Source organism: Mesorhizobium sp. Arg314 (assembly GCF_053714275.1).
In genome coordinates this window covers 65,705-79,091 of record NZ_JBSKBP010000021.1, presented here as the reverse complement: position 1 = coordinate 79,091, position 13,387 = coordinate 65,705, and the positions used below count along the sequence as shown (strand labels likewise).

The 13,387-nt window shown below is 64.3% G+C and carries 14 protein-coding genes; 5 read left to right on the top strand and 9 right to left on the bottom strand.

Translation table 11 applies throughout. From position 1 onward, the window contains the following. The first annotated feature begins 15 nt into the window (after positions 1–15). Positions 16–261: an antitoxin gene (locus ACWGS9_RS21680; protein ID WP_454507162.1), complete on the top strand. Its 246-nt coding sequence runs from the start codon at positions 16–18 to the stop codon at positions 259–261. Further along, positions 258–644: a type II toxin-antitoxin system VapC family toxin gene (locus ACWGS9_RS21675; RefSeq protein ID WP_454507161.1), complete on the top strand. Its 387-nt coding sequence runs from the start codon at positions 258–260 to the stop codon at positions 642–644. The genes ACWGS9_RS21680 and ACWGS9_RS21675 overlap by 4 nt, the downstream gene beginning before the upstream one ends. Positions 645–650: 6 nt before the next feature. Here the strand turns inward: ACWGS9_RS21675 and ACWGS9_RS21670 are convergent, their stop codons facing one another. The 6 genes from ACWGS9_RS21670 to ACWGS9_RS21645 all read right to left on the bottom strand — a co-directional run bounded on the left by ACWGS9_RS21670 (position 651) and on the right by ACWGS9_RS21645 (position 8,480). Next, entirely contained in the window at positions 651–1,580 is a 930-nt protein-coding gene (locus tag ACWGS9_RS21670; RefSeq protein WP_454507183.1) for a cation diffusion facilitator family transporter, read from the bottom strand. Between the two features lie 31 nt (positions 1,581–1,611). Further along, entirely contained in the window at positions 1,612–3,801 is a 2,190-nt protein-coding gene (locus ACWGS9_RS21665; RefSeq protein WP_454507160.1) for an anthranilate synthase, read from the bottom strand. 237 nt (positions 3,802–4,038) lie between these two features. After that, entirely contained in the window at positions 4,039–5,094 is a 1,056-nt protein-coding gene (locus ACWGS9_RS21660; RefSeq protein ID WP_454507159.1) for a peptidase M14, read from the bottom strand. 160 nt (positions 5,095–5,254) lie between these two features. Continuing rightward, complete coding sequence (locus ACWGS9_RS21655; protein ID WP_454507158.1) at positions 5,255–6,427, bottom strand: MFS transporter; 1,173 nt, start codon at positions 6,425–6,427, stop codon at positions 5,255–5,257. Positions 6,428–6,645: 218 nt separating this feature from the next. Further along, entirely contained in the window at positions 6,646–8,022 is a 1,377-nt protein-coding gene (locus ACWGS9_RS21650) for an FAD-containing oxidoreductase (protein WP_454507157.1), read from the bottom strand. Continuing rightward, entirely contained in the window at positions 8,019–8,480 is a 462-nt protein-coding gene (locus ACWGS9_RS21645) for a DUF4126 domain-containing protein (protein ID WP_454507156.1), read from the bottom strand. Before ACWGS9_RS21645 ends, ACWGS9_RS21650 begins: the two co-directional genes overlap by 4 nt. A 132-nt stretch (positions 8,481–8,612) precedes the next feature. On the opposite strand from ACWGS9_RS21645, the gene ACWGS9_RS21640 reads away from it, so the two are divergent. Beyond that, complete coding sequence (locus ACWGS9_RS21640) at positions 8,613–9,170, top strand: sugar O-acetyltransferase (protein ID WP_454507155.1); 558 nt, start codon at positions 8,613–8,615, stop codon at positions 9,168–9,170. 35 nt (positions 9,171–9,205) lie between these two features. Here the strand turns inward: ACWGS9_RS21640 and ACWGS9_RS21635 are convergent, their stop codons facing one another. Next, a complete protein-coding gene (locus ACWGS9_RS21635) occupies positions 9,206–10,585 on the bottom strand; it encodes an ATP-binding protein (RefSeq protein ID WP_454507154.1) in 1,380 nt (459 codons plus the stop codon). Next, entirely contained in the window at positions 10,582–11,241 is a 660-nt protein-coding gene (locus tag ACWGS9_RS21630) for a response regulator (RefSeq protein ID WP_454507153.1), read from the bottom strand. Before ACWGS9_RS21630 ends, ACWGS9_RS21635 begins: the two co-directional genes overlap by 4 nt. A 184-nt stretch (positions 11,242–11,425) precedes the next feature. Here ACWGS9_RS21630 and ACWGS9_RS21625 point away from each other — a divergent pair, with 184 nt between their 5' ends. Beyond that, the gene (locus tag ACWGS9_RS21625) at positions 11,426–11,692 is read left to right on the top strand and encodes a PepSY domain-containing protein (protein ID WP_454507152.1); all 267 of its coding nucleotides are present in this window, start codon (positions 11,426–11,428) and stop codon (positions 11,690–11,692) included. 5 nt (positions 11,693–11,697) lie between these two features. Beyond that, positions 11,698–12,258 carry a cytochrome b/b6 domain-containing protein gene (locus tag ACWGS9_RS21620; RefSeq protein ID WP_454507151.1) on the top strand — a complete coding sequence of 187 codons (561 nt, stop codon included), beginning with the start codon at positions 11,698–11,700 and terminating at the stop codon, positions 12,256–12,258. Positions 12,259–12,310: 52 nt separating this feature from the next. Here the strand turns inward: ACWGS9_RS21620 and ACWGS9_RS21615 are convergent, their stop codons facing one another. Next, positions 12,311–13,300, bottom strand: coding sequence for a helix-turn-helix domain-containing protein (locus tag ACWGS9_RS21615; RefSeq protein WP_454507150.1), 990 nt, complete (start codon positions 13,298–13,300; stop codon positions 12,311–12,313). Between the last annotated feature and the right edge of the window lie 87 nt (positions 13,301–13,387).

The following is a 13,387-nucleotide window of genomic DNA, read 5'->3' as shown; positions in this document are numbered from 1 at the left end:
TAATGAGGTGGCGTGATGGAGAAGGCAAAGGTGTTCTGGTCAGGCCGCTCGCAGGCGGTGCGCTTGCCAAAGGAATTTCGTTTCGAAACTGACGAGGTCTCGATCCGTCGTCACGGCCAGAGTGTGATCCTCGAACCGGTCGCTCAGGATTGGGCTTGGCTCGACCAGGTTACTGGAGCGCTTGACGACGATTTCGTCGAAGCAGCGCTTGAGCGGCCAACTGGGCAAGAACGACCGGCCCTGGACGACATCTTCAAATGATTTATCTGCTCGACACTAACGCCGTCATTGCCGTCATGAAAGGCGACGATGAATTGCTGGCACGGCTCAAGCGGCACAGGCCACAGGACTTCGCTCTCTCAGCCGTCGTTGTGCACGAACTCTACTATGGAGCCGCAAAGAGCCAGCGAAAGGCTGACAATGTGGCACGCATCGAAGCGCTTCAGTTTCCGGTGCTCGAATTCGATCTGGAAGACGCAAGGCATGCCGGCGAGATCCGGGCGACGATGGCGATTTCAGGAATCCCGATTGGTCCATACGACGTACTGATTGGCGGGCAAGCGCTTGCACGGAACCTGACGCTGATGACCCGTAACGTCCGGGAGTTCGAACGGATCAAAGACCTCGCGATCGAGACGTGGTAAAGCGCGTCAGGCGAAAGGCACCGCCGTGGTGCCTTTCGGCAGCTTGGCCTCGTCGTCGGGCTCGACATGGATGGTGACGCGCACCGAGGGGATCTCGGCCTTCAGCGCATCCTCGATGCGGTCGCAGATGACATGGCTGGCGCCGACCGTCATGTCGGCGTCGACGACGAGGTGGAATTCGATGAAGGTGGCGCGCCCGGCAATGCGCGTCTTCAGGTCATGCACCTCGAGCGCGCCCTTCGAATTGGCCGAGATGATGTCGCGGATCTGCATGTGTTCCTGGTTGTCGACGGCGCGATCCATCAGCCCGTTCATCGACGAGCCGATGACATGCCAGCCTTGCCACAGGATGTTGAGCGCGACGATCACGGCAAGCGCCGGGTCGAGGATTTGCCAGCCGGTAAGCACCGCGCCGACAAGGCCGCCGAGCACGCCGACGGACGTCACAACGTCGGTCATGATGTGCTGGCCATCGGCGGTCAAAGCGGGCGACCTCGCGTTCTGACCGGCGCGGATCAGCATCCAGGCCCAGATGGCGTTGATGACTGTCGCGATGCCGTTGACGGCAAGGCCCTGCCAGGGCTGCTCGAGCGGCGCCGGCTGCTGCCAGGATCGCCAGACCTCGCTGATGATCAGGAGCGCCGCGACGACGATCAGCACCCCTTCGAGAACGGCGGAGAAGTATTCGGCCTTGTGATGGCCGAAGGGATGGTCCTGGTCGGCCGGCTTGTAGCTGACCTGGATCGCCCAGAAAGCAGCGGCCGAAGCGATGACGTTGACGATCGATTCCGCCGCGTCCGAATAGAGCGCGACCGAACCGGTGATGTACCAGGCGACGACCTTGAGGGCGAGCACGACGCCGGCGACGATGATCGACCAGAATGCGAGGCTGGCGACCTTTTGCCTGGTCGCCGCTTTTGCTTCCGCCGTCGACATTGTCATTGCCGCGCTCATCCCGACATGCCGCCTAGGCGGCCTTTTCCTTAGCCTTGCGCGGCAGATGCGCGACGATGTTTTCGATGATGCGCATGCCGGCATTGTGACCGAGCGTCATGATCGATTCCGGATGGAATTGCACCGCCGCGATCGGCTCCTTGCGGTGCTCGAAGGCCATGATGATGCCGTCCTCGGTCTCGGCCGTAACCACGAAACCGTCGGGCAGGCGCACCGGATCGGCGAAGATCGAGTGATAGCGGCCGACGGTCACTTCCTTGGGCAGGCCTGAGAAGATGATGCCGGGCTTGGAGACGCGGATGCGCGACGGCTTGCCATGCATCGGGATGTGCAATTGCCTGAGTTCCCCGCCATAGGCTTCGGCCAGCGCCTGCAGGCCGAGGCAGACGCCGAAGATCGGCAGGTCGCGGCTGCGCGCTCGTCTGATCGTGGCGGCGCAGTCGAAATCCTTCGGCGTGCCCGGGCCGGGCGAGAGCACGACGAGGTCCGGCTTCAGCCGTTCGAAGACTTCTTCCGGCACCGGCGAGCGCACGGTGGAAACATTGGCGCCGGTCTGGCGGAAGTAGTTGGCCAAGGTGTGGACGAAAGAGTCCTCATGGTCGACGAGCAGGATGTTGACGCCGTCGCCGACGCGCGCGGTGGTGCGCTCGGTTCCGGTGGCGTTGCCCGTCTTGGCGTCGCGGATGGCGGAGAGCATGGCGGATGCCTTCAGTTCGGTTTCGGCTTCTTCTTCCTCGGGCACGCTGTCGAAGAGCAGCGTGGCGCCGGCGCGCACCTCGGCGATGCCGTCCTTGATGCGGATGGTGCGGAGCGTCAGTCCGGTGTTCATGTCGCCGTTGAAGTTGACCATGCCGATCGCCCCGCCATACCAGGCGCGCGGGCTCTTCTCGTTCTGCTCGATGAAGCGCATGGCCCACAGTTTCGGCGCGCCGGTGACGGTGACCGCCCAGGCATGCGAGAGAAACGCGTCGAAAGCGTCCATGCCCTCGCGCAGGCGCCCCTCGATGTGGTCGACGGTGTGGATCAGGCGCGAATACATCTCGATCTGGCGCCGGCCGATGACGCGCACCGAACCCGGCTCGCAGACGCGCGACTTGTCGTTGCGGTCGACATCCGAGCACATGGTGAGCTCGGACTCGTCCTTCTTGGAGTTGAGCAGCTTCAGGATCTGCTCGCTATCGGAAATGGCGTCGTCGCCGCGCTTGATGGTGCCCGAGATCGGGCAGGTCTCGACGCGGCGGCCGTTGACGCGCACGAACATCTCGGGCGAGGCGCCGATCAGATATTCGTTTTCGCCGAGATTGATGAAGAAGGAGTAGGGCGACGGATTGATCGATTTCAGCTTGCGCGAGATGTCGGAAGGCTGGGTCTCACAGCGCTCGTAAAACATCTGGCCGGGCACGACCTCGAACAGGTCGCCGCGCTTGAAGCTCTCCATGGCGCGCCGCACCAGGTTGGCGTATTCGCCCGGCTCATGGTCGCCGCGCGGGGGGATGCGATCGGCGATCTTGAACGGCTCGGCATGGGCGTCGCGCGGCAAGCCTTCGGTCGAAAAACCCTCGCCCGAATAGTCGTAGCGGTCGGTCCAGGCCTTGGTCGAATAATGGTCGACGACGAGGATCTCGTCGGGCAGGAACAGCACGAGGTCGCGCTGACTTTCTCTGCGCTCGAGCTTGTGGTCGACCGGGTCGAACTGGAAGGCGAGGTCGTAACCGAAGGCGCCGTAAAGGCCGAGATTGGCGTCTTCCGCGGTCTTGAACAGCGCGGTGATGGCGCGCAGCACGGTGAAGACCGAAGGAACGCGGCTGCGCTCCTCCTCGGTGAAGACCCGACCGGGCTTGGCGACATCGAGACGAATGAGCGTCTTCGAAGTCTCGGCGATCGTCACTTCGCTGAGCTCGCCAAGCGCCTTGCCGATCACCGGCAGCAGCACTTCGCCACGCTTGTTCAGCGCTTCGATGCGCATCGCCCGGCCACGCGCCGAAATCACCAGCGGCGGATCGATGATGGCCGTGTCCCAGCGCGTATAGCGGCCGGGATATTCGTAATTGGAGGAAAAGACCGCGCCGCGACGCGAATTGAGGCCGTCGACATAGGCATCGATCGCACCTTCATAGGGCCTGTCGTGCCGCTCGCGGGTGATCGTCACGCCGCCCGCGGTGACGAAGCGCTCCGCCCCGTTGTCGAGAACTTTAGTCGTCATTGCCGTCTCCATCAGCGTTTTGGGCAACGGACCCGGGAATGGCTTTAAAAAACAAATGGCCGCCCGGACATTCCGTTGCGGCCACCCTCTCTTTACGCACGCGCGTTCGAACCGGCCGCTGTCAGCGAGCCCACCACCAAACGGTCTTGTTCGAACGCATGTTCATGGCGACTCCCATAGCGGCGAATGGAGGTTCGTGCAACTGGATTTCACATCGATGCCGAAGCCCGCGCGTGCTCAGTCCTCCAGCGTGCCGGAGCGTGCGTCGCCGCTTCTGCCGTCGCCAGCGAGCTTCAAAAGATCCTCGCCGGCGCGGATGATGCGGCGGGAGCGACGGGTCAGGATGAAGCCCGACTGCGGGGCAAACACCTCGGTGCGGCCGCCGACCTCGCCGGGCGCGTGAACGATCGTCGCCAGCCTGTCGCCCTTCCTGACGCGGTCGCCGGGCTTGACGTCGTAGAGGATCGCGCCGGCCCTGGGCGACGGCATCATGTCGATGTTCTCGAGCGGCACGACGGGCCCGGCGAATTTACCGAATTTCGGCGCCGATGGATCCTGGATGACGCCGCGTGTCACCAGCAGGTGGTAGAGTCCTGCGGCATCGGACGCAGCCAGCGCGCCATCGACATCGAGCATGCCGCGATATTCCACCGTGGTGACGACGCGCCGCTCGAAGCGCGCGACGCTCGTCGGCACGTTCTGGTAAGGCATGATCGAGGCGCCTTCGAAGGTGCCGGTATTGTCCTCGCTCCACAACAGGACGGCTTCAGCGCCCATGGCGGCCGCGCAGTCGGCCATCTGCGGCCACAGGCTGGCGTGGATGTAGAGATAGGCGAGGCCTTCGTCGTCGCAATGGAGATCAAGGACGATGTCGTTGCCGAGCGAGAGCTGCACGAGCCGGTTCTTCAGCCGGCGATCGGCGCCGCCAAGGCTGACATCCGGCAAGAGCCTGGCATCGGGCGCCGCAAGCAGCGGAAAGGAGCGGTTGAAGTTTGTCCTTGTGCCGAGATTGAAGCGACCCTGATGCTCACCGAAATGATATTGCGCGCGGCCGATCGGATTGGCCCAGGGCACGATCGTGATCGGACCCTTGATGCGACCCTCGGCCTCCGCCTTGGCGAGCATTGGCATCAGCGCGTCGATGGCGACGACGCCAGGCAACTCGCCGGCATGGAGGGCGGCCTGCAGATAGGCGGAAGGGGCCGCCTTGTCCTTGCCCTCGAAGCGGAAGACCGGAAATTCGTAAGCGACGCCTTCGCTGTCGCCGGCGATACGCTCGATCGTCTTCTGCATGGGATATCTCCGCGTGAAGAGGTTTCACACATGCATTTTTGCGAACGGGCTGTCGAGTGGTCCAGCCGCGTCGGGCCGTCGGGGCAGGGCGGCTACGGCGAAGACGCCGAACCTTGCTCCGGCGAAGACGCCGAGCCTGCTACGGCGAAGACGCCGAGCTTTATTCAGCCGGATGTGGCTGCAGGACAGTTCTGCGGTCGAGCGCCTGCGAAACCACGGCTACCGTGACGGCCATAAGGGCAAGCGCCGCGCCCACCAGCGGCAGGTTGGCGTAAGATACGCCCCAGGAGATGGCGAGGCCGCCGATCCAGGCGCCGCCGGCATTGCCGACATTGAAGGCGCCCTGGTTGAGCGTGGCGGCAAGGTTCGGTCCTTCGGCGGCCGCCTCGACGACGCGTATCTGCAAAGGCGGCACGACGATGAAGATCAGCATGCCCCACAGGAAGACGATGGCAACAGCGACCATGGCAACCGCGCCGAGCTTGGCGAAGGCGACGAACAGCACGGCCATGGCGAACAGCGTGGCGATGACGGTCGGCATCAGCTTCCAGTCGGCCAGCCTGCCGCCGATGATGTTGCCGATGGTCATGCCGGCGCCGAACAGCAACAAAACCCAGGTGACGGTCGCGGTCGACAGGCCGGAGACGTCGGTGAGATATGGCTTGATGTAGGTGAAGACCGCAAACAGGCTGGCAGAGGCGAGCGAGGCGATCAGCATCGCCAGCCACACCTGCAGTTTGCCGAGCACGCGCAATTCGCCGAGCGGGCCGCCGCCGCTGGGCTCCGCGACATCCGACGGCACCAGCCAGGCAATGGAAGCGACCGAGATCAGGCCGATGCCGACGACGGCGAGGAAAGTGGCGCGCCAACCGAAGGCTTCGCCGAGCGCCGTACCGGCGGGAACGCCGAGGATGTTGGATAGCGTCAGGCCGGCGAACATGAGGGCGATGGCGCTGGCCCGCTTGTTGCGCGGCACGAGGCTCGCGGCGACCACCGAGCCGATCCCGAAAAAGGCGCCGTGGCCGAAAGCAGTGAAGACGCGCGCCGCCATCAGCAGCCAGTAGTTCGGCGCGATGGCGCAGAAGAAATTGCCGATGACGAAAAGCGTGGCAAGACCGACAAGCACCGGTTTGCGCGGCAGGCGCGCGGTTGCCATGGCCACGATCGGCGCGCCGAACACCACGCCCAGCGCATAGCCGGTAACCAGAAGGCCAGCCGATGGGATCGAGACGCCGAGGTCGGCCGCGACTTCCGGCAGCAGGCCCATGATGACGAATTCGGTAGTGCCGATGCAGAAGGATGCAATGGCAAGCGCTAGGATCGGCAGCGGCATGGGATGTCCGGACTGAATCGGTTCAAATCGAGACTGGCTCTGGATGCACCCGGCGCACAAGCGCCATTGTTGCAACGCAGCAATGCAGAAACGGGAGAACGCCCCGGCCGGGCTTAAAGCGCTTCGCGCTGAACCGGATTCAGGCGACGCGCTTTTAAGTCTTTGTTTGATGCATGTCGTTGTCCCAGAACCGCTGCACACTTCTGGGCGACATGCATTTAGGCGAGCGGCTTCAGCTCCTGGGCGATGGTCGGCAGAAGCTCCGAGACATTAGGGTGGATGTGCATGGCGCGCGCCAGCGTCGAGATCGGCGCCTTGGCGTACATGAGATCGAGTACTGAGTGGATCGCCTCGTCGCCGCCCGGTCCGAGCACGGAGCAGCCGAGGATTTCTCCGGTGTCGGCATCGGCCAGTATCTTCATGAAGCCTTGCGTCTCGCCCTTCTCGACCGCACGGCCGACGCGGGTCATCGGCCGCTGTCCGACCAGCGCGCGGCGGCCGGATTTCTTCACGGCGGCTTCCGTCATGCCGCAGCGGCCGAGCGGCGGATCGATATAGAGTGCATAGGCTTCGATGCGGTCGCTGACCTTGCGCGGGTCGTTGTCCAGCAGATTGGCGGCGACGATCTCGAAGTCGTTGTATGAGGTGTGGGTGAAGGCGCCCCTGCCGTTGCAGTCGCCCATCGCCCAGATGCCCGGCACATTGGTGCGCAGCTGATCGTCGACGACGATGAAGCCGCGCTGGTCGACCTCGACGCCGGCCTTGTCGAGGCCGAGATCGTCGGTGTTGGGCGTGCGCCCCAGCGCCAGCAGCACATGCGAGCCCACCGCCGCCGGCTTGCCGGCGGTGAAGGTGACGGCGATGTCGTTGCCTTGCCTGGCGAAGCTGATGTCGCCGGCGCCGACATGAACGGCGATGCCTTCGTTTTCGAGGATGGACTGGATGGCCGCGGAAGTGTCCTCGTCTTCCCGGCCTGTCAGCCGCGGCGCCTTCTCGATCACCGTTACCTGCGAGCCGAAGCGGCGGAACATCTGCGCGAATTCGAGCGAGATGTAGCTGCCGCCGACGACGATGAGATGGCCGGGCAGCACATCGAGATCCATCATCGAGGAGTTGGTGAGGTAGGGGACGTCGTTGACGCCGGGCAGGTCGGGCACCGAGGCGCGGCCGCCTGTGTTGAGGAAGATTTTTGGCGCGGTCAGCACATCGTCGCCGACGCGCACGACGTTGGCGGATTCGAAACGCGCATGGCCGCGGTAGAGCGTGCAGTTCTCCATGCCCGCGATCCAGGTCTCGAGTCCTGTGCGGGAAGCACCCGACACCTTGTCCTTTCGCGCCTTGATCGCTTTGTAGTCGACGCCGACGGGACCGGAAAGGGTCACCCCATAGTCGGCGGCGCGACGGGCGAGATGGGCGGCATAGGCGCTCGCCACCATCGTCTTGGTGGGGATGCAGCCGGTGTTGACGCAGGTGCCGCCGATGAGCTTGCGCTCAATCAACGCCACGCTCATGCCGGCCGCGTTCAGCCTGCCGGCGAGTGGAGTGCCGGCCTGGCCGGCGCCGATGACGATGGCATCGAAAGTTTTGGCGCTCATGCGACCGCCGCCACGATCAGCAGGCCGCCGACGATTGCGATCGCGTCCTCGATGAAGGCGGCAGGCGGATCCTTGCCGAAGGCGGCGGCCAGCCTGGCGCGTGCTTCGGCGCCGCCCAGCGTGCCGATCACCGCGCCGATGGCGCCGGCAACGAGGCCGCCGACCGTGGCGCCGGCAGTGGCGCCGATCACCGCGCCGGCGAAGGCGCCGGAAATGATCCGGGCGCCAAATTGCTGCGGCACTTTCCGGCTCGGCGTCGACGGCAGCTGGTCGGTGATCAATTCGACAATGGCCAGGATGGTGAAGATGCCGACGGCAATCCAGTGACCCATGAAGCTCGCCCAAGTTCCGGCAACCGGCAGCCAACCGAGATAAGAACCCCAAGCCACGGCCGCGGGCGCGGTCATGGCGCGCAGGCCGGCAACGACACCTATCAGCAGTGCAAGGATGTAAAGCATGATCGACCCCCTCAAAATCGGAACCCCGTACGGTTCCATGAAGGCAGGCTAGCATAGGCCGGGCGTTTGGCCACGGGCTTTTGCCTGACGATGGATTATGCTTTGGCAGCAGACAAATCTGGAGGTGCCGCCATGACGACAAGCGAACGAACGAAGATGGCGGCCGGCGAATGGTACAGCTGCATCGACGACGAGCTGGAAGCGTTGCGCGTTGCTGCGCGCGATGCCGTGTTCGAGCACAACAGCCTGCCGCCCCGGCAGCGCGGCAATATGGGTCCTGCCTTGCGGGCGCTGCTCGGCGGCGCGGGCGAGGGGGCTCGCATCGAGGCGCCGTTCCATTGCGCCTATGGCTTCAACCTGTTCCTCGGCGATGGCGCCTTCCTCAATGCCGGCTGCACCATCCTCGACACGGCGCCGGTACGCATCGGCAAGAGGACGCTGCTCGGCCCCAATGTGCAGATCTATTGCGCCGAGCATCATCGCGAAGCCTCCGGCCGGCAGGCCGGACTGGAGATCGCCAGGCCGGTGACGATCGGCGACCATGCCTGGATCGGCGGCAGCGCGGTCATCCTGGCCGGCGTCAGCATAGGCGAGGGCGCCATCGTCGGCGCCGGCGCGGTGGTGACGCGCGACGTGGCGGCCAACACGACCGTCGTCGGCAACCCGGCGCGGGCGGTTGCGCACCGCTGAGCAACCTGCGGTTCCGGGCGTTCTTGTGGTCTGCTCTACACGCTTGCAGACGGGAAACCGTCGCGCGGATTTGCTGGACTTGCAGCGGCGAAGGCAAACCGGATCGTTGCTTCGAAACCGTTCTCGCGGCCCGATGCCGGCGAATTCAGGCTCAGTGTCGCGCCGGTCTGCTGCAGGATTTTGCTGACGATCGCCAGCCCGAGGCCCGAGCCGCCGGAATGCGTCGTTCCGCGCTCGAAGCGCCTCAGCAACTTGTCGGGCGCCGGTACAACGGGGCCTTCGTTGATCACGCTCAGCCCTGCCCTGTCGTCGACACGAACCACCACCGTTCGACCTTTGGCGCCGTGTCGAAGGGCGTTTTCGATCAGGTTGCGCGTCACGATCGCCAGCGCGTCAGGATCGATCGCCACCTCCACCGTGCCGTTTGACGGAATCTCCAGGCTCAGCCGGGATCTGCTCTCGGCATGCTGCTCGAAATCCGCGACCACAAGCGCAACCACGGCGGCCAGATCGGCCGATTTCCCGGCGGCAATTCCGGCGTCGGCGCGCGCCAGCTGCATGAGTTTTTCCGAAAGGTTGGACAGGCTGACGAGCGCCGCCTTGATCTGACGTGGGCGCTTCATGCCCGCGTCGTCGGTTGCCTCGGCGATCATGCGTTCGGCCTGGGCCAGCGCTCCGGCGATCGGGGTGCGCAGTTCGTGGGCGGCATTGGCGGTGAATTCCTTTTCGGCTTCCATTGCCATGTGTAGCCGCCGCATCAGCCTGTTGACCGACTTGGCGATTGCCGCGAGCTCGACGGGGAGATGCTCGGTGTCGATCGCGGCGAGATTGTCGCCGTCGCGGGCGCTGATGTCGGCACGCAGTCTTCCGATCGGGCGCATGAACCGTGTCAGGGTCAACCAGGCAAGTATCGCGCTGAGCGGGGTCAGGGCAATCATCGGCACGAGGAAGCCGGCGGCGGCTTCCAACGTCTCTTCGTTGCGGCGCTCGTCGCTCTCGGCGACCTGGACGAACAAGGTGCCGCTTACCGCTGGCTCGGTGTAGACCCGCCACCCCGCGTCTTCCGAGAACCCCCGCGTGAGCCCGGTCGTCAGCGGAGTGGCCGGGGCGCCATAGGAATGGAGCGTTACGCGACCCTGGCTGTCTCGCACCTGGTAGATCAACCGTTGGCCATCTTCTTCCGAGACAGCCTCCGCCAGTTCGCGTGGAGGCTGAAGCGTTTCGCGTCCAAAGAGGTCGTCGATGACGAGCGGCAGCAACCTTCGGGCCGCCTCTTGCATCGAATTGTCCATGGCCTCGTTGATTTCGCGATGCAGCGTGAAGGTTCCCGTGGCAGCCGCGACAACTCCAAACGCGACCGTCACGAGGATCAACGAGGCGACCAGTCGTCCGACGAGGCTGAAGCGCCAACTCATCGGGCCACAAGGCGATAGCCCAGCCCCCTCACGGTTGCGATCACGTCGCGGCCGAGTTTTCTGCGCAAGCGGCTCACATAGACCTCAACGGTATTGCTCTCCACCTCGGTGCCAAAAGCGTAAAGCGCGTCCTCTATCCGACCCTTGCTGACGGTCACGCCCGGCCGGCCGAGAAATTGTTCCAGCACGGTCCATTCGCGGGCGGTCAACTGAATCTCCTTGCCGCCAACCAGCACGCGGCGATGGGCAGTGTCGACTTCGACCGGCCCGAGCCGGATCAGCGGGTTGGGGTTCCCGGCGTAGCGGCGCGCCACCGCGGCCAGACGGGCGGACAGCTCGCCAAGATCGAACGGCTTGACCAGATAGTCGTCCGCACCGGAATTCAACCCGTCTATCCTGTCGGAGAGCTGATCGCGGGCGGTCATGATGATGACCGGCGTACGATGACCATCGCGGCGGAAAGCCTTGAGGAACTCCAAACCCATGCCGTCCGGCAGGTGGAGGTCGAGCAGCATCAGCTGATAAGTCACGACATGCAAATGCTCACGGGCTTCCTCCAGCGTGCCGCTCCAATCGACGGCATGGCCATCGGCAGCCACGTGGTCGCGCACTGCTTCACCCAGTACGCGGTCGTCCTCGATCAACAGAACACGCACGCCGCCTCCAGTCGAGCCCAATTCCTGGCGAACAAGCCTGACAGTAGTCTGAACGCCGGTCCGATCAATCGACGCGTCCGCTGTCCAAGCGACATTGCGCCGGCGAGCAAGCCGGCGTTCAGGCTGCTGTCAGCTTTCCGTCGCAGGTTTTCGACATCGGAATCAACCGACGGAGAAAACCGATATGAGGACAATCGTTCTGACCGCGCTGGCACTGGGCCTGGCTGGGCCGGCATTCGCAGCCGACCGGTGCGACGTGCCGACCGATCAATGGCAGCCTCGCGAGGCACTGCAAAAGAAGCTCGAAGGCGAGGGCTGGAAGGTCCGCAGCATCAAGACCGAAAACGGCTGCTACGAAGCCAAGGCGGTCGACGCCAACGGCAAGAGGCTAGAAGGCGTGTTCAATCCCAAGACGCTGGAGTCGGTCGGCTCCGATTCCGACGACGGTTGATCGCCATGAACGCCACCGTTGCAGCACGGGAAACCTTGGTCAGGGTCTGGAGCCCCTATGTTCGTCTCTTTCACTGGTCGCTGGTCCTATGCGTCGCGGTGGCGTGGCTTTCTTCCGGGGAGATCATGAAGGTCCATGAGTTGGCCGGCTACTGCACCGGGGTTCTGATCGCGTCTCGCCTTGTCGCGGGGTTGGTCGGATCGAGATATACGCGCTTCGATCAGTTCGTTCGCCGGCCACGCGCCGTGCGTTCGTATCTCGCCGACGTGGTACAGGGCCGCGAAAGGCGGTATCTGGGCCACAATCCTGCTGGCGGCGCCATGGTGGTGGCGCTTGTGGCTTGCATCACCGGAATTGCGCTGACTGGCTGGATGCAGACCACCGACGCCTGGTGGGGCGTGGCCTGGGTTGAGGACACGCACAAGGTTCTGGGCAACGGTGTCCTAGTGCTGATCGGGCTTCATGTAGGAGGCGTGGTTCTGGCCAGCCTGCGGCATAGCGAGAATCTGGTTCGGGCAATGGTCACCGGTCGCAAGCGCGCACCGTCGCCACAGGACGTTGTCTGAAGGCAGATTGGTGAATGCCAATGGGCCCGTCGATGCGGCGCCCTTGCTGTTCTCAGGACGCGCGAGCCGTGCGCACGTCCTGATCGATCCGTCTCGAAAACTCGCGCCTGTACCGCGTCGGCGAGGTCCTGAGCCGCGCGGCGAAATGCTGGCGCAGCGAGGTGGCGCTGCCGAAGCCGGCCTCGAAGGCCACCATATCCATCGACTTGTCCGTCTGCTCCAGCAGTCTTTGCGCCAGCGCCACACGCTGGTCGGCAAGCCAGTCGCCGAAACTGGTACCGATCGATTTCTGGAAGCGGCGCGTGAAGGTACGGCGGGTGAGGCCGGCCGTATCGGCAACGCTGTCGAGGCTGTGCGGTTCGCCGAGTGCCGCCCGCACATGGTCGAGCGCGCGCGTGAACCGGTCCGCGGTCGGCGTCGGCGCAAGCGGGCGTTCGATGAACTGGGCCTGTCCGCCCTGCCGGTGCGGCGAGAGCACGACATGGCGGGCAAGCCGAAGTGCTGCTTCCGCGCCATAGCGGGCGCGCACGATGTGCAGGCAGCAGTCGAGCCCGGCGGCGACGCCGGCGGAGGTGATGATGTCGCCTTCGTCGACATAAAGAACGTCCGCGTCGATCGCGACGTTGGGATGCAGCGTCTGCAACTGGTCCGTATAGGCCCAGTGGGTGGTTGCCTTTCGCCCGGCAAGCAATCCCGCTCCGGCAATGGCGAAGGTGCCGAGACACAAGCCCACGATCAGCGCGCCGCGCCGATGCGCGCGTTGCAGCGCGTCCTTGAACGACGCGGCCAGCGGGGCATCGAGGTCCTTCCAGCTTGGAATGATCACGATATCGGCCTCGTCGAGCGCGCAAAGCCCATACGGCACGACGATGCTCAGACCTGCATCGGTATGAATGGGTCCTTCCTCCATGGCGCAGACCCGGAAGTCGAAGCGTGGCAGCCCAAGCTTGGTGCGGTCCGCGCCGAACACTAGGCAAGGCACTGAGAGGTGGAACGGGCTGATACCGTCGAAGGCGACAGCGGCAATGATAGGATTCTTCATGGCAGGCATCGTTTGGATTGATTGGTGAATGTCCCAATTATTTCGATCGATGTCAATCGGGTCACTTTCAGTTCGCGAAACACCCGC